19 protein-coding genes and 1 pseudogene are annotated in these 20,994 nt (G+C 71.6%); 9 read left to right on the top strand and 11 right to left on the bottom strand.

Annotated elements, in window-relative coordinates; genetic code table 11:
• Positions 1–107 precede the first annotated feature (107 nt).
• Positions 108–1,001, bottom strand: coding sequence for a 4-hydroxy-tetrahydrodipicolinate synthase (gene dapA, locus V4Y04_RS07695; protein ID WP_332426560.1), 894 nt, complete (start codon positions 999–1,001; stop codon positions 108–110).
• A 278-nt stretch (positions 1,002–1,279) separates the two neighbouring features.
• Between dapA and V4Y04_RS07690 the strand changes: the two genes are divergently transcribed.
• Together V4Y04_RS07690 and V4Y04_RS07685 are read left to right on the top strand one after the other, a co-directional pair.
• Positions 1,280–1,651: a phage holin family protein gene (locus V4Y04_RS07690; protein WP_332432748.1), complete on the top strand. Its 372-nt coding sequence runs from the start codon at positions 1,280–1,282 to the stop codon at positions 1,649–1,651.
• Positions 1,648–1,938: pseudogene (locus tag V4Y04_RS07685) on the top strand (DUF3618 domain-containing protein); the annotation flags it as partial. The gene V4Y04_RS07690 and the pseudogene V4Y04_RS07685, both read left to right, overlap by 4 nt.
• A gap of 204 nt (positions 1,939–2,142) precedes the next feature.
• On the opposite strand, the gene V4Y04_RS07680 reads toward V4Y04_RS07685, so the two are convergent.
• Positions 2,143–3,969 carry an endonuclease/exonuclease/phosphatase family protein gene (locus V4Y04_RS07680; RefSeq protein WP_332426558.1) on the bottom strand — a complete coding sequence of 609 codons (1,827 nt, stop codon included), beginning with the start codon at positions 3,967–3,969 and terminating at the stop codon, positions 2,143–2,145.
• A 449-nt stretch (positions 3,970–4,418) separates the two neighbouring features.
• On the opposite strand from V4Y04_RS07680, the gene V4Y04_RS07675 reads away from it, so the two are divergent.
• Both V4Y04_RS07675 and V4Y04_RS07670 read left to right on the top strand, forming a co-directional pair.
• Positions 4,419–5,852 carry a hypothetical protein gene (locus V4Y04_RS07675; RefSeq protein ID WP_332426557.1) on the top strand — a complete coding sequence of 478 codons (1,434 nt, stop codon included), beginning with the start codon at positions 4,419–4,421 and terminating at the stop codon, positions 5,850–5,852.
• Positions 5,853–6,242: 390 nt separating this feature from the next.
• Positions 6,243–7,700, top strand: coding sequence for an alkaline phosphatase PhoX (locus V4Y04_RS07670; RefSeq protein ID WP_332426556.1), 1,458 nt, complete (start codon positions 6,243–6,245; stop codon positions 7,698–7,700).
• A 212-nt stretch (positions 7,701–7,912) separates the two neighbouring features.
• Here the strand turns inward: V4Y04_RS07670 and V4Y04_RS07665 are convergent, their stop codons facing one another.
• Both V4Y04_RS07665 and V4Y04_RS07660 read right to left on the bottom strand, forming a co-directional pair.
• Positions 7,913–8,116, bottom strand: coding sequence for a hypothetical protein (locus V4Y04_RS07665; RefSeq protein WP_332426555.1), 204 nt, complete (start codon positions 8,114–8,116; stop codon positions 7,913–7,915).
• On the bottom strand, positions 8,113–8,526 hold the full coding sequence (locus tag V4Y04_RS07660) for an ATP-binding protein (protein WP_332426554.1): 414 nt from the start codon (positions 8,524–8,526) through the stop codon (positions 8,113–8,115). The genes V4Y04_RS07665 and V4Y04_RS07660 overlap by 4 nt, the downstream gene beginning before the upstream one ends.
• Before the next feature lie 521 nt (positions 8,527–9,047).
• Between V4Y04_RS07660 and V4Y04_RS07655 the strand changes: the two genes are divergently transcribed.
• Complete coding sequence (locus tag V4Y04_RS07655) at positions 9,048–9,896, top strand: hypothetical protein (protein WP_332426553.1); 849 nt, start codon at positions 9,048–9,050, stop codon at positions 9,894–9,896.
• Between the two features lie 2 nt (positions 9,897–9,898).
• On the top strand, positions 9,899–10,441 hold the full coding sequence (locus tag V4Y04_RS07650; RefSeq protein WP_332426552.1) for a GNAT family N-acetyltransferase: 543 nt from the start codon (positions 9,899–9,901) through the stop codon (positions 10,439–10,441).
• 72 nt (positions 10,442–10,513) lie between these two features.
• On the opposite strand, the gene V4Y04_RS07645 is transcribed toward V4Y04_RS07650, so the two are convergent.
• The gene (locus V4Y04_RS07645; RefSeq protein WP_332426551.1) at positions 10,514–11,794 is read right to left on the bottom strand and encodes an MFS transporter; all 1,281 of its coding nucleotides are present in this window, start codon (positions 11,792–11,794) and stop codon (positions 10,514–10,516) included.
• Positions 11,795–11,928: 134 nt separating this feature from the next.
• On the opposite strand from V4Y04_RS07645, the gene V4Y04_RS07640 reads away from it, so the two are divergent.
• From V4Y04_RS07640 to V4Y04_RS07630, 3 genes are all read left to right on the top strand, one after another.
• The gene (locus V4Y04_RS07640) at positions 11,929–12,864 is read left to right on the top strand and encodes a LysR family transcriptional regulator (protein WP_332426549.1); all 936 of its coding nucleotides are present in this window, start codon (positions 11,929–11,931) and stop codon (positions 12,862–12,864) included.
• A 125-nt stretch (positions 12,865–12,989) separates the two neighbouring features.
• Entirely contained in the window at positions 12,990–13,661 is a 672-nt protein-coding gene (locus V4Y04_RS07635) for a GntR family transcriptional regulator (RefSeq protein ID WP_443079972.1), read from the top strand.
• A gap of 15 nt (positions 13,662–13,676) precedes the next feature.
• Entirely contained in the window at positions 13,677–14,693 is a 1,017-nt protein-coding gene (locus V4Y04_RS07630; protein WP_332426548.1) for a 1-aminocyclopropane-1-carboxylate deaminase, read from the top strand.
• Between the two features lie 361 nt (positions 14,694–15,054).
• Here V4Y04_RS07630 and V4Y04_RS07625 read toward each other — a convergent pair whose 3' ends face one another.
• From V4Y04_RS07625 to V4Y04_RS07600, 6 genes are all read right to left on the bottom strand, one after another.
• Positions 15,055–16,254 (bottom strand): TerD family protein, encoded by a 1,200-nt coding sequence (locus V4Y04_RS07625; protein WP_332426547.1) that lies wholly within the window; start codon positions 16,252–16,254, stop codon positions 15,055–15,057.
• A 74-nt stretch (positions 16,255–16,328) separates the two neighbouring features.
• Positions 16,329–16,550 (bottom strand): hypothetical protein, encoded by a 222-nt coding sequence (locus V4Y04_RS07620; protein ID WP_332426546.1) that lies wholly within the window; start codon positions 16,548–16,550, stop codon positions 16,329–16,331.
• Positions 16,551–16,774: 224 nt separating this feature from the next.
• Positions 16,775–17,764 carry a zinc-dependent alcohol dehydrogenase family protein gene (locus V4Y04_RS07615; RefSeq protein WP_332426545.1) on the bottom strand — a complete coding sequence of 330 codons (990 nt, stop codon included), beginning with the start codon at positions 17,762–17,764 and terminating at the stop codon, positions 16,775–16,777.
• Positions 17,761–18,624: a carbohydrate ABC transporter permease gene (locus V4Y04_RS07610; RefSeq protein ID WP_326752025.1), complete on the bottom strand. Its 864-nt coding sequence runs from the start codon at positions 18,622–18,624 to the stop codon at positions 17,761–17,763. The genes V4Y04_RS07615 and V4Y04_RS07610 overlap by 4 nt, the downstream gene beginning before the upstream one ends.
• The gene (locus V4Y04_RS07605; protein WP_326752024.1) at positions 18,621–19,562 is read right to left on the bottom strand and encodes a carbohydrate ABC transporter permease; all 942 of its coding nucleotides are present in this window, start codon (positions 19,560–19,562) and stop codon (positions 18,621–18,623) included. The genes V4Y04_RS07610 and V4Y04_RS07605 overlap by 4 nt, the downstream gene beginning before the upstream one ends.
• Complete coding sequence (locus V4Y04_RS07600; protein WP_332426541.1) at positions 19,559–20,932, bottom strand: ABC transporter substrate-binding protein; 1,374 nt, start codon at positions 20,930–20,932, stop codon at positions 19,559–19,561. Before V4Y04_RS07600 ends, V4Y04_RS07605 begins: the two co-directional genes overlap by 4 nt.
• Between the last annotated feature and the right edge of the window lie 62 nt (positions 20,933–20,994).

Here is a 20,994-nt window from a genome sequence, read left to right as displayed (position 1 = left end):
GAACCTGATCGTGCTGTTTTCCTGAACTCGCCGGGTGCGTTGATCCGTGCAGGGGTCCCGCAACATCCTTCGCGCCGTAAGGGGCGGGCCTGCACCCGTGGTGGCGGTCAGCCTGCCGTGAGGTTCTCGTAGAGCGACCTGAGGTTCTCGGTCGTGGCGTGGTCCGCCGGCCTCAGGGGTGGGCGGACCGGGCCCGCGGGCAGGCCGAGGGCGGTGAGGAGGGCCTTGGCCGTGACTGTGCCGGGCAGGCCGTTCGCCATCACCGCCTCGATCAGGGCGGTGGCCCGCTGCTGGAGACCGGCCGCGCGGGCCGTGTCGCCCGCGTCGAAGGCGTCCAGGACGGCGCGCAGGTGGTCCGGGACCACGTTCGCGACCGTGCTGACGTACCCGGCGCCGCCGACCGCGTACAGGGCGAGGATGTGCTCGTCGCAGCCCGCGTAGTAGGCGAGATCGGTGCGGGCGAGGATCTTCTGGGCGGCCAGGAAGTCGTACGAGCAGTCCTTCACCGCCACGATCCGGGGATGCCCGGCGAGCCGCAGCATCGTGTCCGGTTCGATGCGGGTGCCCGTGCGGGCCGGGATGTCGTACAGGGCCAGGGGGAGTCCCGTGGCGTCCGCGACCTCGAGGAAGTGCGCCTCGACGGCGTCCTGCGGCGGGCGGCTGTAGTACGGGGTGGCGACCAGGAGACCGTCGGCGCCCGCCTTCTCGGCCTCGCGGGCGAGTGCGACGGTGTGCGCGGTGTCGGCGGTGCCGACACCGGCGACGATCGAGGCGCGGCCGCCCACCGCCTCCCGCACCGCCGTGACGAGGGCGGACTTCTCGGCGTCCGTCGTGGTCGGGGATTCGCCCGTCGTGCCGGACAGCACCAGGCCGTCGCAGCCGTGGCTCACCAGGTGGTCGGCCAGTCGCGCGGCGCCGTCCAGGTCCAGGGCGCCGGTGGAGGTGAACGGCGTGACCATGGCGCACAGGGCGCGGCCGAAGGGGGTCGTCGATGAGGTCATGAGGGTAGTCTCTGCCCGATCACTGCGTAGCTCCACTTAAATCTCCTACCCATTATGGGTAAGCATCAGTAATTGATGGCGTTCGGATAGGCGCCGCGCGGTCCGGGTACTCGGGAGGCCCGACCGAGAGGAGGCGGAACACCGTGACCGCAACCATCGAGCAACCGCCGGTTCGCGACACGCGCAGCCGTGACGGCCACAGCCGTGCCGAATACAGCCGCGACGAATACAGCCGCGACGAGCGCAGCCATGACGAGTACAGCCATGACGGGCACAGCGTGGGCGAGCTCGTCGGACAGGCCACCGAGCAGGTCTCCCGGCTGGTGCGGCAGGAAGTGGCCCTGGCCAAGCTGGAGTTGGCCGAGAAGGGCCGCCGGGCCGGACGCGGCGGCGGCATGCTGGGTGGCGCGGGCGCCTTCGCCTACGCGGGCCTGCTCGCGGCGGCCTTCACCGGGGGTGCCGCGCTTTCTCTCGTCCTGCCGGTGTGGGCGGCGGCGCTGATCATCACGGCCGTGCTGTTCGTGATCGCCGGTGTGCTGGCCATGCTCGGCCGGGAGCAGCTCAAGAAGGCCACGCCGGCGACCCCGGAACAGACGCTGGGCAGCGTGAAAGCGGACGTGGAGGAGATCAAGGGGAGGGCGCACCGATGACGCGGCACGTGAACGGTGTGAACGGCGTGAACGCGCCTGCGAAGGCTGCGGGTTCCGGCTCCGGGTCCCACATCGAGCCCGGGACCGAGCGGGATGCCGCCCGTGGGGCCAAGGGGCCCGACGAGCTGCGGCGGGAGATCGAGCGGACCCGGCACGAACTCGGCGACACGGTCGAGGAGTTGGCCGGGAAGATGGATGTCAAGGGAAACGCGCTGGCCCGCGTGGAGGATCTGCGTGACAGGGCCGGGGCGATGACCGTGCAACTGCGGAGCAGCGCCACGCAGGCCCGGCTGGCCGGGACGCGGAAGCCGTGGCCGGTGATGGTCGCCGGAGGGACGGCGGCCGGTCTGGCGGCGACGGCCGGGATGGCGGTGCTGCGGCGGCGCGGGACGCACTGACGGCGGGAGCGAATCGTACCGGGGCTGGGCGGGCACGGCCGGAGGGCCGGCCGGACGGAAGTGTCCGGCCGGCCCTCCGGCGCGGTTCACGCCCTACGGGCGGAAACGCAGGATCTGCGGGTCGTGGTCGCTGATCTGGTCGTGGAACTCGGTGTTGAGGTGCACGCTGTCGTACGTGAACGTCCCGCCGCGGCGGATCGACGGGCTGATCAGGATCTGGTCCAGCACCTGGCTGTTGCCCTGGTAGACGTACGAGTAACGCTCACTCCGCGGCAGGGACTTGACCGCCGACCAGAGCGTCCCCCGGCCCTCGAGGATCCTCGTCGTCGTGGAGAACTCGAAGTCGTTGATGTCACCGAGGACGACGACGGCCGCGTTCTTCTGGGCGGCGAGGATCTTCGCGGTGAAGTCGTGCACCTCCTTCGCCTGGAGGTGGCGCTGCGCCTCCGAGCCGCGCGACGGCGGCTGGTACTGCGACGTCAGGGCCTGGTCGCCGCCCTTGGAGGCGAAGTGGTTGGCGACCACGACGACCGTGCGGCCGCGGAAGACGAACTCGCCGGCCAGTGGCTTGCGGCTGTTCTCGAACGCCGCGGACGCGGGGGCGATGCGGCCGGGGGAGACCGTCAGGGCCGCCTTGCCGCGCACCTTGGTGACGCCGGTGGCCGTGGTGGCGTCGCCGCCCGCGCGGTCGGTGAAGGAGACCCGCTCCGGGTTGAAGAGGAACACCTGGCGGATGTTGCCGCCGGGCTCGCCGCCGTCGGCCTTGTCGGCCGGGTCGATCCCGCGCCAGTCGTAGCGCGGGCCGCCCGCGGCCTCGATCGCGTCGATCAGCCGGGCCACCGTGCGGTCGGCGGCGACCGTGCCGTCGTCGGTGGCGCCGTTGTTGTCCTGGATCTCCTCCAGGGACACGATGTCGGGCGACTTCAGGTTGCCCGCGATCGCCTCGGCGTGCGCGGCGAACGTGTCGTCGGACGGGTCCAGGTTCTCCACGTTGTACGTGGCGACCGCCAGCTCGCCGGAGCGCTGCGCGCGCGTCGACTCGCGCCGCAGGTTCCCGTTCTTCAGCGTGCCGAGTTCGCTCGCCACCAGGGTGTAGCCGCCGAACTGGTTGAAGTCCAGCGGGCCCGCGGTGGTGCCGGCGAGCGTGTCGCCGACGTTCGCGTCGGGGAAGTCCGCGGCCCGGCCCAGGGACTGGATCTGCAGACGGCCGGTGTTCCGGTCGTCGTAGGAGCCGTAGACCGTGCCGCCGCGGTGGTTGCGGTTCTCCTTCGGCTTCACCGTGACCCAGAGCTCGGCGTACGGGTCGGTGGCGCCGACCACCCTGGTGTCGGAGACCTGGACGTTCATGCCCTCCAGGGACTCGTAGAAGTCCAGGGCGTAGCGGTCGGGGCGCAGCGGGAGGGCGTTGACGGAGCCGTTCGCCGCGGCGTCCCCGGCCGGGGTGTAGGCGGCGGGGACGGACCTGGCGTCGATCCTGGTCGCGGCCGGGACCGGGTTGCCGCCGGAGACGACGGTGAACGTGGCGCGGGTGATCTCGGTCAGCGCCTGGTTGCCGGAGGACGTACCGCCGGGGACGTACTCCGACACCGTGCCGGAGACCGTGACGGCGTCACCGACGGCGACCCCCTGGGGGGTCGAACCCGTGTGGACGAAGACGCCCTCACTGGTGGCCGGGTCGGCGTCCGGCGTCGGATCCTGGATCCAGAACCCGCGGGACGAGCCGTAGGTGCGGACTCCGGTGACGATTCCGGCCACATCGGTGACCTGCTGCCCGGCGTACGGGGATATCCGGGTGTCGCCCTGGATGTCGTGGATGCGCACGGACTCCGCGTACGCGGGCGAGGTGAGGGTGATCGTGGACGCCGCGCACACGGCGGCGACGGTGAGCGCGGCGAGACGCGCGGACGACTTGCTCGGCAACGGATTCCCTCCGGGAATGTGATGAGTGCCGGGACGAGGGTGGAAAATCGTGTGACGCGTGGAGAAGGCGCGGGGCGCGGGCGACCTGCCGTGAGCGGGCCCTCTCGAACCCGCGTGGCCTCCCGCTCCTCTCAGGATGCCCCCTGCGGATGGCGTCCGCAGCCGGTCCACGAGTGGCGTCCGGGACGGCCTCCACGGATGGCGTCCATGGTCGGCTTCCGGCTCCGGTGAACACCTGTCCGCCGACTTCTACGCGCGTCAATCTCCAGCCTGGCCAGACCACTTGTCAAGGTTTCGGCCATGCATGGCGGGTGACGCGGAGGTGAAGCGGGCGGCTTGGGCGGAAATCCGTCTAGGCTGAGTGGCCGAGTCGTCTCCGGGCCGGCCGGCCGGCTGCCGCCGGCCGCCCCCGACGTGACCCGCCGGACAGACCCTAGGAGAAACAGCCGATGTCAGACAGCTCCATGCCGCCGGCGCGACTGCACCCCGAAGCGGAGCTGGCGCGCGAAGCACTGTCCACGCCACTGCTGTCCCGGGCCGCCGGGCTCGCCCGCTGGGCCGGGCCCGGAACGCGGGTCGACGCCGGCGGCGGGCTCGTCGACGAGCAGCTGACCGCGGCGGCCGAGGCGCTCGGGCTGAGCGGTGAGGACGCCACCGCCGACGCCAGTGCGGCCTGGCGCGTCGCCGTGGACGCCGGGCTCGTCGACGTCGTCGACGAGGAGGAGGGCACCGTCACCGCGGGCGCCGACCTCGCGCTGCTCACCGGCGGCTCGCCGCAGGACGTCCTCACCGTGTGGCTCGCCGCCCTGGAGACGGTGCTCGCCGACGCGAGCGTGCCCGACCTGGACGGGCTCGTCGACGCCCTCGCCGCCGGGGACGGATCCGGCGAAGTCGACCTCTCCTCGGTCGACTGGGACCCCGAGGCCGAGGCGGACTTCCTCGACGGGGTCCTCGGAAACCTGTACCTGCTGACCGTCGGCGAGGCGGAGCCCGCCGGCCCGCCGGTGCCGCTGCCCGCGCTGGCCGCCTCCGTGATCGTCCCCGACGACATGCCGGAGCCCACCAACGACGTGCTCCAGGAGGTGTCCGACGCGATGCTGCGGCTGGACGACCAGTTCCGCCTGCTGGAGCCGGCCGGACTCGTGGAGTACCAGCCGGTCGACGAGGCGCTGCTGGCCGAGGGCGACGAGGAGCCCGCCCCGCCCCAGGACGACACCGACGTCACCCGCTACGGCGTGGTGCGGCTGACCCCGCTCGGCCTGTACGGGCTGCGCGCCCGCCTGCTGGAAGCGGGATTCGACGCCCCGGCGGTCGGGGACCTCACGGACAAGGGCGCCGACGCGCTGCTCGACCGCACCCCCGCCTTCCCACCGGCGGCGGCCCACGCGGAGACCGAGCAGTGGCTCGCCCGCCGCGAACCCCTCGACGCGGCCCGCGAGTTGCTCGCCGCCGCGCGCGGCACCGACGAGAACGCGCCGCTGCGGCGGCTGCAGTGCCAGCAGGCGCTGGCGCTGGTCGGCGTCTCGGCCGAGCTCGCCCTGCGCGAGGTGCTCGACGACGCGGAACTCGGCGGGCTGGCCCGGGTGTGGCTGACCGAGCACGGGGTGACGGACGTACCGCCGCCCTCCGAATCCATGATCTTCTGGCTGACCATCGACACGGTGGCCGCACAGCTCGCGGCCGAGGGCCACTCCGAGGAGCTGCAGGCCCTGGTGGAGGGCCTGGCCCGCCAGCACAGCGGCTTCTTCGCCACCGCCTGGCGGGTGGAACACCCGGCCACGGCGGACGTGCTGGAGGCGATGGGCCGGCTGCACCCGGACAAGGAGATCGCCAAGGCCGCACGCAAGGCCGCCTTCAAGGCGCGTTCGCAACGCGGTAGTTGACCTGCGGCAGGGGAGCCGAACGGACAGTCGGCGCCCGCGCCGACGGCAGAGCGGGCCCGTCACTCCCGGTCGGCGTGCGCGGAGGCGGACGTGCGCCTCGGTGGGCGGGCGGAGTGCGCGGCGCGTCACCCCCCCCGTTGAGCGGGCGCGTCACACCCCGTTCGGTGAGCGGAGCGGAGCGGGCAGGCGTACACCCCGGTCGGCGAGCACGGCAAGCGACCGCGCACCCCGCTCGGCGGGCGAAGTGGCGCGGCCGCGCGTGGTTCACCGAAGCGGCCGTCGGAAGTCCCCGCGGAGTTCAACCGGCGTTCAGGCACGGGCGGAAGCGTGACGGTGAACGGGGCCTGATCCGTCACCCCCGCACGGCACCCCACCGTCACAGGAGGCTCCATGTCGCTCACCCGCAGGGACTTCGCCAGGACATCCGCGGTCGCCGGCGCCGGTGTCGCACTGGTGGGCAGCGTGGGCGCCCTCGCCTCCGCGCCGGGCGCCCTCGCGTCCCACGACGCCGAGAGCGCGGGGGAGGATCAGCAGGAGGCCCGGCACCAGCACCCCACGATCGGCTACGGCCCCCTGCTCCCCGATCCGGACGGCATCCTCGCCCTGCCCGCCGGCTTCTCCTACCGCGTCCTCACCCACTGCGGGAAGACCCGGCTGGAGTCCGGCGAGTACACCCCCGCCGAACACGACGGCACCGCCGCCTTCGCGGGCCCCCGCGGCACCACCCTCCTCGTGAACAACCACGAGATGGACGGCCCGCGCGACGAGGCGGAGCACCCCGTCCCGCTCGTCGAGGGCCTCGTCTACGACCCGGGCGCGCCCGGCGGCTGCACGATCGTCGAGGTGCGCCCCGACGGCAGCGTCGCCGAGTGGGTCGGCATCGCCGGCACCGCCGACAACTGCGCGGGCGGCAGCACCCCCTGGGGCACCTGGCTCACCTGCGAGGAGAACTCCGACCGGGCCGGCGAGAACGGGATGACCAAGGACCACGGCTACGTCTTCGAGGTCGACCCCGCCGACCGGCGCGCCAACCGCGACCCCAAGCCCCTGAAGTTCTTCGGCCGGTACGACCACGAGGCCGTCGTCATCGACCCCAAACGCGGCCACGCCTACCTCACCGAGGACGCAGACGAACCCAACGGCCTGTTCTTCCGCTGGACCCCGCCCAAGGACTTCCGCCACGGCCCCGGCAGGTTCCGCACCCTCGCCGACGACGCGGGCGTCCTCCAGGCGCCCAAGTGCTTCGACTCCGGCGGCCGGTTCGTCGACGACCTCTCCCGCGCCGCGCGGACCGGCACGGTGTACGGCGTCGACTGGGTGGACGTGCCCGACCGCGACGCGCGGACCGTCTCCGTGCGCGAGCAGTTCGGGGCCGGCGAGGTCACCCGCGCCCGCAAACTGGAGGGCATGTGGTGGGGCGACGGCGGGGCGTACCTCGTCTCCTCGTACGCCCGCGAGGAGAGCCCCGTACAGCACGACGGCCAGGTCTGGTTCTACGACCCCCGGCGCCGCACCCTCACCCTCAAGGTCCTGCTCGGCGTCAACCGGAACCCGGCCGAGGACGGCGCCTTCGACGGCCCCGACAACATCACCGTCTCCCCGTACGGCGGTCTGGTCATCGCCGAGGACGGCGAGGGCGTGCAGCACCTGTTCGGCGCCACCGACAGCGGACGCACCTACCCCATCGCCCGCAACGAACTGAACATCGGCACCGAACAGGAGCCGGAGTTCAGCGAGTTCACCGGCGTCACCTTCTCGCCCGACGGGAAGACCCTGTACGCCAACATCCAGGAACCGGGCATCATGCTCGCCGTCACCGGCCCCTGGAAGCGGCAGAAGCGCCGCTGAACCCACGGCACGGAACCATGTCGCCGGCCCGGCCCGCGGTCGTCCCCCGGGACCACGCCCCGGGCCGCCCGGCCGGCCAGGGGAACGTGTCATCGAGGACGCTCTGCCACCGGCGGAGCGTCGAGGGCCCGCACGGCCGTCTCCCGGCCTTCGAGGGGATCAAAGCCGCCCCGGCTCCGGGGCGCTGGGCACTCCGGAGGCAGGGCGGCGGTTCAGGCCGGGTCGCCAGGGACGGGCGTCGAGCAGTCGGGCACGCAGATCCAGAGCCGGAACAGCAGGCCCTGGTGCCGTACTTCGCCCCAAACACGGCCGCTCATCCCCAAGTGCTGGGCACAGCGGGCGCAGTTCATGGCCATCTGCTGTCGAGGGGTGAGCAGGTCAATCCTCGGCAGGCCGGTCACAGGCCGGCCGCTCATCGTTCACCGTCCGCCGGCAGATCGGCCCACACCCGTTTCCCGCCGTGCACCACTTCGCTGCCCCAGCCGTGGGCGAGGGCTTCGACGAGGAGGAGGCCACGTCCGTGTTCGGCGTCGGCGGACGGGACGGCCGGTGTGGGGCGCGTGCGGGAGGTGTCCGTGACGACGATCCGCGCGGCCTCCTCGCCGGTGCGGGTGATGGAGACGCCGACCGTGGCGGCGTCGGTGTGCTCCACCGCGTTGGCGACCAACTCCGTGACGATCTGCTCGGCCGCGTCCACCAGGTGGAGGAGGCCCCATGTTTTCAGGGCCAGCGTTATGTCCCGGCGTGCCTGGGAAGCGGCTTCGAGCTTCGCCGGATAGCGCTCCTGATAGCGCTGTGGTCCTACCGATGCAGCCGTCATCGTCATGGTTCGAGGAAACCGGAAGTGTCTGCTCCTCATCAGGACAGACTCAGGGCAGTCGGCGGCAGCCAACAGGACAGTTTTTTCGGACAGTCCGCGACGGTAGGGCTACGGTAGGTCACGAATGTGCGAGAGGGGGAGCCATGACCAGGCAACGGAACGTTCAGCTTGAGGTGCTGCTCACGGAGTTCGGGTACACGCACGCCCAGTTGGCCGACGAGACCAACCGGGTTGCCGTCGACGAGTTCGGGGAGTCGGCCAACTGCACCGACCGGCACGTGCGGCGATGGATCTCTGGGTACGTCCGCCGGCCATGGCCGCGCTACCTTCGGCTTCTGGAGCACATCTTCGGTCGAAGCCCTCAGGAGATGGGATTCGTATCGCGCACCGTGACGCCACCGCCCTTTGCACCGTCGCGGCCGACACCCGTGAAGGAACAGCGTTCTGTGCACCGCCGCACGTTTATCGCTGCGTCCCTCGCAACCGCGCTCGGTACCGAGCAGACACCACAGCGAGGCCGCCTCGGCATGTCCGACGTCGACCGTATCCAGACCACCATCACGCGGCTCGACGCACACTTCAACGGGCTCGGCGGGGGTGCCCTCGTCGATGTCGCCACCGACTACCTTGCGCGGCTCCAACGAGCCCTTGACCACTGCACGTACGGCGAGCGCGTGGAGCGTGCCCTGACCCGGGCTGTGGCCGACGTCGCCGCCTGCGCGGGATGGTCCGCGCATGACTGCGGCGACTACGCCCGTGCGGATCAGTTCCGCAACCAGGCGCTCCAAGCCGCGCTGCTGACGCGTGCCCCGGTCGCCGTAACCCGGGCTTGGTCGGACCTCGCTGCTCAGGCCGAGCATGCCGGGTGCCCCGGCCAGGCTGCGCGGATCAACCGGGCCGCGCTGGCTGAACGGCACCTGTGCGCCCAGCCGCTCATCACAGCACTACTGCACGCCAGACTCGCCGACTGCCTCGCCCAGACCGGAGACACCGCTGGAATGGGCCGCCAACTCGCCGCCGCGGAACGCGCCTACGACCGCGCCGACGACACTGTGACCGCTCCAAGCTGGCTCGCCTTCCTGACCCCGGCGGAACTGACCGGGCTCGGCGCGATCGCCCACCAGAGCGCCGGCCAGTACGCGAGAGCGGAGCAGCAGACCGCCCAGGCCCTCGACCTGCTCGACGTGCGGTTCACCCGTAACCGTTCCTACTACACGGTGCTGCGTGCCGAACTCCAACTCGCCCAGGGACACAGGCAGCAGGCCGCGGAGACTGTCTCGCACGTACCCGTCTCCGGACTCGCGAGCAGCCGTATTGCCGCCCGCCTGGAGCGAGTGACTGAAGCAGCCAATCAGGAGCAGGAAGGACGCGCGTGACCATGCCCGCCCGACTCGATCTGAGGCATTACGGCCAGGCGGACGCCGCCGCGATCCGTGAACTTCTCCTCGACGTTCACGACGAGGTGTACGAGGGCAGTGATGACCCGCTCGCCGGGCGGGACGCCTTCGCTAGGTTCGTCGACTCCTGGTCGGCGCGCCCCGGCTTCGCATGCGTTGTCGCCTACGACGGGGAACAGCCGGTCGGCTACGCCTACGGTGCGCCCCTGTCTCCGACCACGACCTGGTGGGCGAAGGTGACCCCGGCGTTGCCGGAGGGGTTCACGGCGGAGACCGGCACGCGCACGTTCGCCCTGTCCGAACTGATGGTGCGGGAACCTTGGCGTGGCACCGGCACCTCTCTCCGTATCCATGACGTGCTGCTGGCCTCCCGCGGCGAAGACCGGGTGACACTGCTGGTGCACAAGGCGCACAGCAAGGTACGGGCCCTGTACGAGGGGTGGGCGTACCGGATGGTGGGCGAGGCCGTGCCGTTCGAAGGGGCGCCGGAGCTGTGCGCGATGGTGCGCCCCATGGTCAGGTAGGTCCTGCCGTCGTACAACTGCCGAGGCCCGAGAAATAATTCACGGGTCGTGAGGTCCGGAAGCAGTCGCAGTTCACCACCATCGACATGTGCGGTTACGGGGCAGTCGCGGCTCGTGCTGTGGCGGGCGGTCGTGTCGGGGGAGCAGCAGCGGGGTCGCCAGCAGGAGTACGCCGGCCAGGCCGATGGCCGTACGCGGGCCGAGCAGGCTGCCCAGCACGCCCCAGAGGGCCGTCAGGAGTGCGGTCGAGGCCTTGGTCGTCACCGCCCAGGCGGTCAGCGTGCGGGTGACCCGGTCGGTCGCGGTGCGCTGGAGGCGGTAGGTGGCGCAGACGGGGTTGAAGACCCCGCAGCTGAAGATGAGCCCGAGCTCGACACTCATCACCAGGAGCAGTCCGCCGGCCCCCGGGCCCAGGAAGGCCAGGCCGACGGGCCAGATCGCGCGCAGCGCCCCGGCCACGATGAGGATCTGATGCTGCCCGAATCGGGTGACGAGCGGTCGGGCCAGCAGCGAACCGAGCAGCCCGCCGATCGAGGGCGCGGCGAAGGCGAGGCCGTACTGCCATGGTGCGAACCCGAGCGGGCCGAGCATCAGGACGGCCAGCAGCGGCGAGGTGGCCATCAGCAGGCCGTTGAACAGGGCGGTGTTGAGGAACAGCGTGCGCAGCGTCGCGTCGGCGAGGATGTACCGCCAGCCGTCGAGCAGGTCCCCGGCCCGCATGCGGGCGGCCTCCCGGCGTTCGGGCCGCGGCTCGTGCCCGCCCGTCGCGCGGACGCCCAGGGCCGAGAGCAGGTGGCTGACCGCGTCGGCGACCACCGTTGCCACCGGGCCGAGGAGCCCGATCGCGGCGCCGCCCAGCGGTGGCCCGATGATCGTGGTCGTCCAGGCCGTGGACTCGAACCGGGCGTTGGCGACGAGCAGGTCCTCGGCGGGCAGCAGCGTCTTCAGATATGCGCCGGAGGCGGCGCGGAAGGTGATGTCGGCCGCAGCGACGACGATCGAGACCAGCAGGAGCTGAAAGAAGGTGAGCGCACCGAGCGCGAACGCGACGGGGATCGTCAGCAGCGCCGTGAACCGCACCAGGTCCATCGTGATCAGCACCGGACGCTTGCGGCGGAACTCCACCCACGGGCCGAGCGGCACCGCGACGGCCGCGCCCACCGCGGCCCCCACGGAGGAGAGCGCGGCGACCTCGGCCGGTCCGGCGTGCAGCACTTGGATGGCGATCAGCGGGAACGCGCCGAAGGCGAGCCACGTGCCGAGCGCGCTGGTTGCGTACGAGCCCCAGAGCAACCCGAACCGCCGCCCCAGCCGGTGTCCGAGCAGGTGTCCCAGCCGGTGCCCGCTCCTCATGCCCGAAGCCCCTCGCCACTCACCCGCACAACCGATCCGCGATCGGAGACATCAAAGCGAGCACCACACCCGGGGATCAAACAACCGCAAGGACACCGGGCCACAACCAATGGTTGTGGCCCTAAGGTGTCGGCATGGACCTCGGCACCGTCCGGACCTTCGTCGCCGCCGCCGACGCGGGACAGTTCCAGGAGGCCGCAGTCGAGCTGGCGGTCACCCAGCAGGCCGTCTCCAAGCGCATCGCCGCGCTGGAGCGCAGCCTCGGCGTGCGGCTGTTCACCCGTACCGCGCGCGGCGCCGAGCTCACCATCGACGGGCAGGCGTTCCTGCCCCACGCGCGCGAGCTGCTGCGCGTCGCCGAGCGCGCGGTCGCGTCCGTGCGCACCGGCCGTCGTCCGCTGCGCGTCGACGTGATTGCCTCACGCGTCGCGCCGTCGGGCCTGATGCGTGGCTTCCACCGCGCGCACCCCGAGATCGAGCTCGACGTGGTGTGGCTGTTCGACATCGAGACGGCCGTCGCCGCCATCCGGTCCGGTGAGATCGACGCGTCCTTCCGCGCCGTCGCCGTGCCGGGCCGGCCCCTTCCCGAGGACATCGAGTCCGTCCGGGTGCTCGACGAGCCGCTCCAGTTCCTCACCGGCCCCGCCCACGCGCTGGCGGACGCCCGGTCGGTGAGCGTCGCTCAGCTCGCCGGGCACCGGATCTGGATGCCCGGCCTCGTCCCCGGTACCGAGTGGGCCTCCTACTACGACGACCTCGTCGCCGAGTTCGGCCTCACCATCGAGGCGACCGGCCCCAACTTCGGCTCCGACGCGCTCCTGGACACCATCGCCGACACCCCGGCCCTGGCCACCTTCATGGGCGGGCGGACCCGCCTCGTCTGGCCCGCCGGTCACGGCCTGCGCCGCATCCCGGTGACCGACCCGACACCCGTCTACCCGCACTCGCTCCTGTGGCACCGGGACAACTTCCACCCAGCACTGGCCGCCCTCCGCGCCCACCTCGCCGCCACACCGGCCGGCCACGACACCGCCGGGACCTGGGCACCGGGCTGGGCGATTCCGCACTGAACACCGCCGCTTCCTCGGGCGCGCGATCCGACACGGATGTTCCCCCGCCCCGGACACGTCCTGTGGAAGGGGACACCGGGGTCGTGGGCTTGTCGGGATGCCCAGTGACATCTAACATTTCAATTATGGCTCTCCGGTCCGTACCGCGCACCCTGCTCAGGGACCGTGCCCATGCGGTGATCCGGGACGCCATCGTGGCCGGGGAGATCGAACCCGGCGCGGTGGTGCGGGACGCCGAGATCGCCGAGCGGCTCGGGCTGTCCCGGGCGCCGGTGCGCGAGGCGTTCGCGCGGCTGGTCGACGAAGGGCTGCTGGAGAGCAAGCCGCAGAGCTACACGCGGGTGACCCCGCTGATCGCCCGCGACGTACGGGACGCGGCGGCCGTCGTCGGCGCCATGCACGAACTCGTCACCCGCGTCGCTGTACCGCGGCTGCGGGAGCCCGACGTGGAGCTGATGCGCGCCGCGAACGAGCGGTTCGACACCGCCGTACGGGCCGGGGACGTGGACGGCGCGCTGCGCGCCGACGACGAGCTGCACGACGTCCTCGTCCGGGTGAGCGGCAACCGTGCCGCCGCCGCGACCGCCGCCCGCTATACACCCCTCATCCGCCGGCTGGAGCGGCAGCGCTTCGGCGAGGGCGGCGCCTGCCGGTCCGCCGGACTGCACGACCGGCTGATCGAGGCTTGCGCGGCCAAAGACCCGGACGAGGCGGTCCGGGTCACCGCGGAGATCTGGCGGGGCCTGGAGGAGCTCGCCGACGTGTCCGACGTGCCCGAAGTTTCCGACGTTCCCTGACGGAAGGATCACCCCATGTCCCTCTCCGCCCACGAGCGTTACCCGCTGCTCTTCGGACCCTCGCCCGTGCATCCGCTGGAGCGGCTCACCGCGCACCTCGGCGGTGCCGCCCTGTGGGCCAAGCGCGAGGACTGCAACTCCGGTGTGGCCTACGGCGGGAACAAGACCCGCAAACTGGAGTACCTGGTCGCCGACGCCCTCGCCCGGGGCTGCGACACCCTCGTCTCCATCGGCGGCGTGCAGTCCAACCACACCCGCCAGGTCGCCGCCGTCGCCGCCCGCGCCGGGCTGGGGTGCGTGCTGGTGCAGGAGAGCTGGGTGGAGTGGCCGGACGCCGTGTACGACAAGGTCGGCAACATCCTGATCAGCCGGCTGGCCGGCGCCGACGTGCGCCTGGTGCGGGCCGGGTTCGGGATCGGCTTCAAGGAGAGCTGGGAGCAGGCGCTGAGGGAGGTCGAGGAGTCGGGCGGCAAGCCGTACGCCATCCCGGCCGGCGCCTCCGACCACCCGCTCGGCGGACTGGGCTTCGCCAACTGGGCCTATGAGGTCGCCGAGCAGGAGGAGGAGCTGGGCGTCTTCTTCGACACCGTGATCGTGTGCTCGGTGACCGGGTCCACCCAGGCCGGGATGGTGGCCGGGTTCCGGGCGCTTGAGGAGGCGGGCGGGCGGACCCGGCGGGTGATCGGGATCGACGCGTCGGCGGCGCCCGTCCGCACCCGCGAACAGATCGCGCGGATCGCGCAGAACACCGGCCGGCTCATCGGCGTACGCCAGGACCTGACCGTCCAGGACGTGGAGCTGGACGAGCGGTACCACGCGGGCACCTATGGGATCCCCGACGAGGCGACGCTGGAGGCGATGCGGCTCGCCGCCCGCACCGAGGGGATGGTCACCGACCCCGTCTACGAGGGCAAGTCGATGGCCGGGCTCATCGACCTGGTGTCCCGCGGCGAGATCGACCGCGAGTCCACCGTCCTCTACGCCCACCTGGGCGGCCAGCCCGCGCTGAACGCGTACAGCGCGTTGTTCTGAGTCCCCGGACGGCGCGACGGTCACCAGCGGCTGCCCTGCGAGCCCCTGAAGTACGCGGTGACCCGGCCGGACCGGCGCGGCTCAGGAGGCGGGTGCCCAGTGGCCTGCGCCAGGAGCCCTGCGCCGGGGCGCCCTGCGGCGGGACGTCGAGCCGAGCGACGCCCCGCGTCCGGCGCGCGTCGCGGCCGCGGCATCCGGACCGGCGGAGGGGGAGGGCCGGCGCCTCCGCCGGTGCCAGGGCCGCTGACATACGGGTCGCGGCCCTGGCGGGTCCGGGCACGGCGGTAGCGGTCCGGTCGGGGCTCCCGGGCCGGGGCGCCCCCGATGCACGCGGGACACCCGACCCCGGGCCGTACGGCTGTTACAACGCCTGGGCGGCCGGCTTGACCATGCCCCTGACCGTGCGGGACTTCACGAAGTCGCCGATGGCGGTCATCTCCCACTCGCCGGAGAACTGGCGGATCAGCTTCGCCATCATGACGCCCGTCTGCGCTTCGGCGGAGGTGAGGTCGAAGCGGACCAGTTCCTCGCCGGTGGTGGCGTCCAGGAGGCGGCAGTACGCCTTGGCGACCTCGGTGAACTTCTGGCCGGAGAACGAGTTGACCGTGAAGACCAGGCCGGAGACCTCCTGGGGGAGGCGACCGAGGTCGACCGTGATCGTCTCGTCGTCCCCGCCGCCCTCGCCCGTGAGGTTGTCACCGGAGTGCCTGATCGCGCCGTTCACGATCTGCAGCTTGCCGAAGTAGCAGCTGTCGATGTGGTTGCGCTGCGGGCCGTACGCGATGACCGAGGCGTCCAGGTCGATGTCCTTGCCCCGGTACGCCGGCTCCCAGCCGAGGCCCATCCGGACCTGCGAGAGCAGCGGACGTCCGCCCTTCATCAGGGAGACCGTCTGGTTCTTCCGGAGGCTGACCCGGCCCTTGTCCAGGTTGATCTTCCCGGTGCCCGGCGCGGCGGCGGGCGGCGCCGGGGGAGCGGCGGGCGCGGGCGGAGCCTGCGGGGCGGCCACCGGCGCGGGCGGAGGAGTGACCGGCTGGACCGGGGCGGCCGGCTGGGCGGGGGCGGCCGGTTCCTCGACCGTGACGCCGAAGTCGGTGGCGATGCCGGCCAGGCCGTTGGCGTAGCCCTGGCCGACCGCCCGGGCCTTCCAGGCGCCGTTGCGCAGATAGACCTCGACGATCACCAGGGCGGTCTCGGCGCTGAGGCTCGGCGGAGTGAACGTGGCCAGGACGGCGTTGTCGTCCGCGCTCCGGATGGTGGCCGTCGGTTCGATGCCCTGGAAGGTCTGGCCCTGGGCGTCGGGGCTCGCGGTGACGACGATCTTCTCGATGCCGGGCGGGACGGCCGTGGTGTCGATCGTGATGGCGTCCGGGGCGCCACCGCCACCGGAGCGGTAGGTCACGCCGGGGCCCGCGGGCTGGTTGTAGAAGATGAAGTCGTCGTCGGAGCGCACCTTGCCGTCGGCGGTGAGCAGCAGGCCCGATACGTCGAGCCGCACCGGTGCGGCGACGTCCACCGTCACACGGGCGGTGGGAAGGGGGATGTTCGAGCCGGGGGTCATAGCTGTCATGCCAGGTGAACGAGTGGGGGCGTTTTGCCGTTCCCTTACCTGTGCTCCGAATGGGGCAGTGGCCCTCAGCCCCGGTTGCGGGGGTGGTTGCGGGCGGTGCGTTCGTTGCCGTGTTTGTAGTCGCCGGTCCAGCGGGCCATGACGAGCTGGGGGTCGCCGGTGGTGACCTCGGTGAGGAAGCGGGCGGCGCGGTCGCCGTTCAGGGTGGTCGCGGGACGGTCGTGGTGGGTGATGCGCACGCTGCCGTCGGCGTGGGCCTCGTAGGCGAAGCCGTGGGGTCGGGGCATGCCGGGATGGTACGAGGGCGGGGGTGGGGCGGCCCAGGGGTTTTTCGCCCCTGCCCCCCTGCCCCCTGCCCCGTGGCCCTGCCGTCTTTGTCCGGCGCTCCTGCCGTCCCTGTCCGGTGGCCCTGCCGCCCCTGCCTGCCAGGGGGTTCGTTCGTCCGCCCCTTCGCCCCCGGCCCGCCCCATGGGGGCGCGGCCGGGGGCGAAGGGAGCTGGTCCGGTTCCCGCTAGGGCACCACCACGATCTTCCTGCCCACACCCCTCGCGAACTGCTCCAGCGCCTGCGGGTACTGGTCCAGGGGGATGCGGTCGCTGATGAAGACGTCGGGGTCCAGCACGCCGTTCGCGAACAGTTCGGCCGCCCGCTCGTAGCTGTGCAGGACGGCCATCGAGCCGGTGATGGTGATCTCCTGGTTGTAGATGCGGTACGGGTCGATCGTCACGCGGGTCGCGTAGTCGGCGACGCCGAACTGCAGGAAGGTGCCCGCCTTGGACACGCGCTCCAGGCCGTCCTGGATCGCCGCCGCGTTGCCCGTGGCGTCGATGACGAGGTCCCAGCCCTGGGGGCGGTCCAGTTCGTCCGGGTCCGCCGCCGAGGCGGAGACGCCCAGCTGCCGGGCGGTCTCCAGACGGGCCGGGTTGAGGTCCACCATGTCCACACTCGCCGCGCCGGTCCGTTTGGCCAGTTCCAGCATCATCAGGCCCATGGTTCCGGAGCCGTAGATCAGGACGTGCGCGCCGAGGCGGGACTGCAGGACGTCGTAGCCGCGGACCGCGCAGGAGAGGGGTTCGATCAGGGCGGCGTCCTGGGTGCGGACGTGTTCGGGCAGTTTGACGCAGTTCGCCACCGGGGCGACCGCGTACTGGGCGGCTCCGCCCGCGGTGGTGACGCCGATCGCGGCCCAGCGTTCGCACATGTTGTTGTGGCCGTTGCGGCAGTGGCGGCACTCGTAGCAGTACAGGGAGGGGTCCACGGCGACCTGGTCGCCGAGCGACACCTCGGTGACCTGGGAGCCGACGCCGACCACCTCGCCGGCGAACTCGTGCCCCGGCACGATCGGCAGCTTGGGCGCGAACTCGCCCTGCAGGATGTGCAGGTCCGTGCCGCACAGCCCGCAGGCCGCGACCTCGACGACGACCTCGCGGGGTCCCGGCGTCGGGTCGGGGACCTCGGCGACGACGGCCCGGCCCACGGACTCGATGACGGCGGCCTTCATTTCACGGCTCCCAACGACAGGCCCTGGACGAGTTTGTCCTGGGCGGCGAACCCCGCGGCGAGCACCGGCAGGGAGATGACGAGCGACGCGGCGCACACCTTGGCCAGGAACAGGCCCTGGCTGGTGATGAAGCCGGTCAGGAAGACGGGGGCGGTCTCGGCGACCACGCCCGTCAGGACCCGGGCGAACAGCAGTTCGTTCCAGCTGAAGATGAAGCAGATCAGGGCCGTCGCGGCGATGCCGGGCATCGCCATCGGGGCGATGATGCGGGCCAGCACCGTCGGCAGCCGCGCCCCGTCGATCTGGGCGGCCTCGATCACCGCGACCGGGATCTCCGAGAGGAACGAGTGCATCATCCACACGGCGATCGGCAGGTTCATGGAGGTGTAGAGCAGGACGAGCAGCCAGATGTTGTCGAGCATCCCGGCGTTCTTGGCGAACAGGTAGATCGGCAGCAGGCCCGCCACGACCGGCAGCATCTTGGTGGAGAGGAAGAAGAACAGGACGTCCGTCCACCGCTTCACCGGGCGGATGGACAGGGCGTATGCCGCCGGGAGTGCGAGCAGCAGGACCAGGATCATCGAGGCGACGGACGCCACCGTCGAGTTGATCAGCGACGGCCAGGGGCTCGCGCCGCCGCCCGCGCCGAAGAACTCCCGGTAGCCGTCCAGGGTGAGGGCGGCGGCGAAGGACGGCGGGTTGGTGGCCGCGTCCTCCTCGGAGTGCAAGGACGTCAGCGCCATCCAGGCGATCGGCAGGAAGAAGAGGACGCCGGCCAGCCAGGCCACCAGGCCGAGCCCCGCTCCCTTGCGGTTCCGGGTCCGCGGCCGGCCGCGGTCGGGTGCAGCGACGGTACTCATGCGCGGGACGCCTCCTCGCGGAACAGGGACGACACGACGCGCAGGGCGAAGGTCGCGATGATGATCGAGCCGATGACCACCAGGACACCGGCGGCCGAGGCCAGACCGTTCTCGTGGGCCTGGTAGAAGGTCTGGTAGACGGTGTAGGGGAGGTTGGCGGTGCCCAGGCCGCCGGACGTGATCGTGAAGACCGCGTCGAAGTTCTGCACGATGTAGATCGACCCGAGCAGGGCGCCCAGTTCGAGGTAGCGGCGCAGGTGCGGCAGGGTCAGATGGCGGAAGATCTGCCAGTCGCTCGCCCCGTCCACCCGGGCCGCCTCGATCTGCTCCTGATCGCGGCTCTGCAGGCCGGCGAGCAGGATCAGCATCATGAACGGCGTCCACTGCCACACCAGCGCCGCCTCCACCGCGAGCAGCGGTGTGCCCGAGATCCAGTCGGGCTGCGGACCGCCGACGTAGTGCAGCAGGCCGTTGAACAGGCCGTACTCGGGGTTGTAGAGGACGTGCTTCCACAGCAGGGCCGCCGCCACCGGCACCACCAGGAACGGGGCGATGAGCAGGGTGCGGACGATGCCCCGGCCGCGGAACTTCCGGTCGAGCAGCAGGGCCAGCAGCAGGCCGAGGACCAGGCTGGCGAGGACGACCGCCACCGTCAGCAGGATCGTCGTCCACACCGACCGGCGCAGATCGGAGTCGCCGAGGACCTCACCGTAGTTCGCGAAGCCGGCGAACTCCCGGGCGTCGGGGTAGAGGGAGTTCCAGTCGAAGAAGGAGATCACCAGCGTCGCCACGAAGGGCAGCTGGGTCACCGCGATCATGAAGATCAGGGCGGGCAGCAGCGGGGCTCTGGTGGCCCAGCCGCGCAGCCGGTCGGAACTCCGGCGGCCGCCGGGACGGGTTTCCGGGGCGGCCGCGGGGGCCGTTCTTGTGGCGGTCATCGTCCCTCGTACTCCTCGGAGATCTCTTCGGCGAGCTGCTGGGACTTCTTCAGGGCCGATTCGACGGACTGGCGTCCGGCGATGGCCGCGCTGATCTCCTGGGAGACCTGGGTGCCGAGGTCCGTGAACTCGGGGATGCCGACGAACTGGATGCCGGGCGCGGGCCGCGGCTGCACGCCCGGATCGTCCGGGCGGGCCTGCTCGATGGCCTTCCTGGTCATCTCCTGGAAGGCCCCGGCCTCCGCGCGGTAGTCGGGGTTCTCGTAGGTGGAGGCGCGTTTGCCGGCCGGGACGCTGGACCAGCCGATCTCGTCGCCGACCAGCTGCTCGTACTCCTTGCCTGAGGCCCAGGAGACGAACCTCCAGGCGTTGTCCGGGTTCCGGGAGGCGTTCTGGATGCCCCAGGCCCAGGTGTAGAGCCAGCCGGCCGACTCCGTCTTCTCCACGGGGGCGGGGGCGTAGCCCATCTTTCCCTTGACGGGGGAGTTGGCGGATTCCAGGGAGCCGGCCGCGGAGGTGGCGTCGTACCACATGGCGGTCTTGCCCTGGGTGGTGTTGTTCAGGCACTCGGCGAAGCCGGACTGGGCGGCGCCCGCCTCACCGTGCTCGCGGACCAGGTCGACGTAGAACTTCGTGGCCTCGAGCCACTCCGGGGAGTCCAGGCGGGCGTTCCAGTCCTCGTCGAACCAGGTACCGCCGAAGGTGTTCACCACGGTCGTCAGCGGTGCCATGACCTCGCCCCAGCCGGGCAGCCCGCGCAGACAGATGCCCTTCATGCCGGGCTCGGCCCCGTCGAGCTTCGCGGCGATCTCGCCCACCTCCTTCCAGGTGGGGTTGGCGGGCATCGTCAGGCCCTCCCGCTCGAGGAGGTCCTTGCGGTACATCAGGAACGAGGACTCGCCGTAGAAGGGCTGGCCGTAGAGCTTGCCGTCGTCCCCGGTGAGGGACTGGCGCATCGGCTTGAGTACGTCCTGCTCGTCGTAGCCGGGGTCCTCGCCGACGTACGGGTCCATCTCCTTGAGCCAGCCGTTGCGGGCGTAGATCGGGATCTCGTAGTTGGACAGGGTGGCGACGTCGTACTGGCCGGCCTGGTTGGCGAAGTCCTGGCTGATCTTGTCGCGGACGTCGTTCTCCGGCAGCACGGTGAAGTTCACCTTGATGCCGGTGTCCTTGGTGAAGTGCGCGGCGGTGAGCTTCTGCAGCTCCACCATCTGCGGGTTGTTGACCATCAGGACATTGACGGCATCACCGCCTGATCCGGCCCCGCCCGCTCCGACCCAGCAGCCGGAGAGCAGCGGGGCGAGCAGCGTCCCTGCGGCGACCGCGGCGAGTGCGGCTCGCGGCGGCCTCCGTCGGCTCTGGGTTCGCATGGATCACTCCTGGACGTAGAGGGAGGTATCGGGCGCCGCCCGGGCGGGTCGGCCCGCGGGGG

It is taken from the genome of Streptomyces sp. P9-A2, assembly GCF_036634175.1.
In the GTDB taxonomy this organism is placed as follows: domain Bacteria; phylum Actinomycetota; class Actinomycetes; order Streptomycetales; family Streptomycetaceae; genus Streptomyces; species Streptomyces pratens.
The sequence above is the reverse complement of the archived record's forward strand: the minus strand, read 5'-3'. Positions and strand labels throughout refer to the sequence as shown.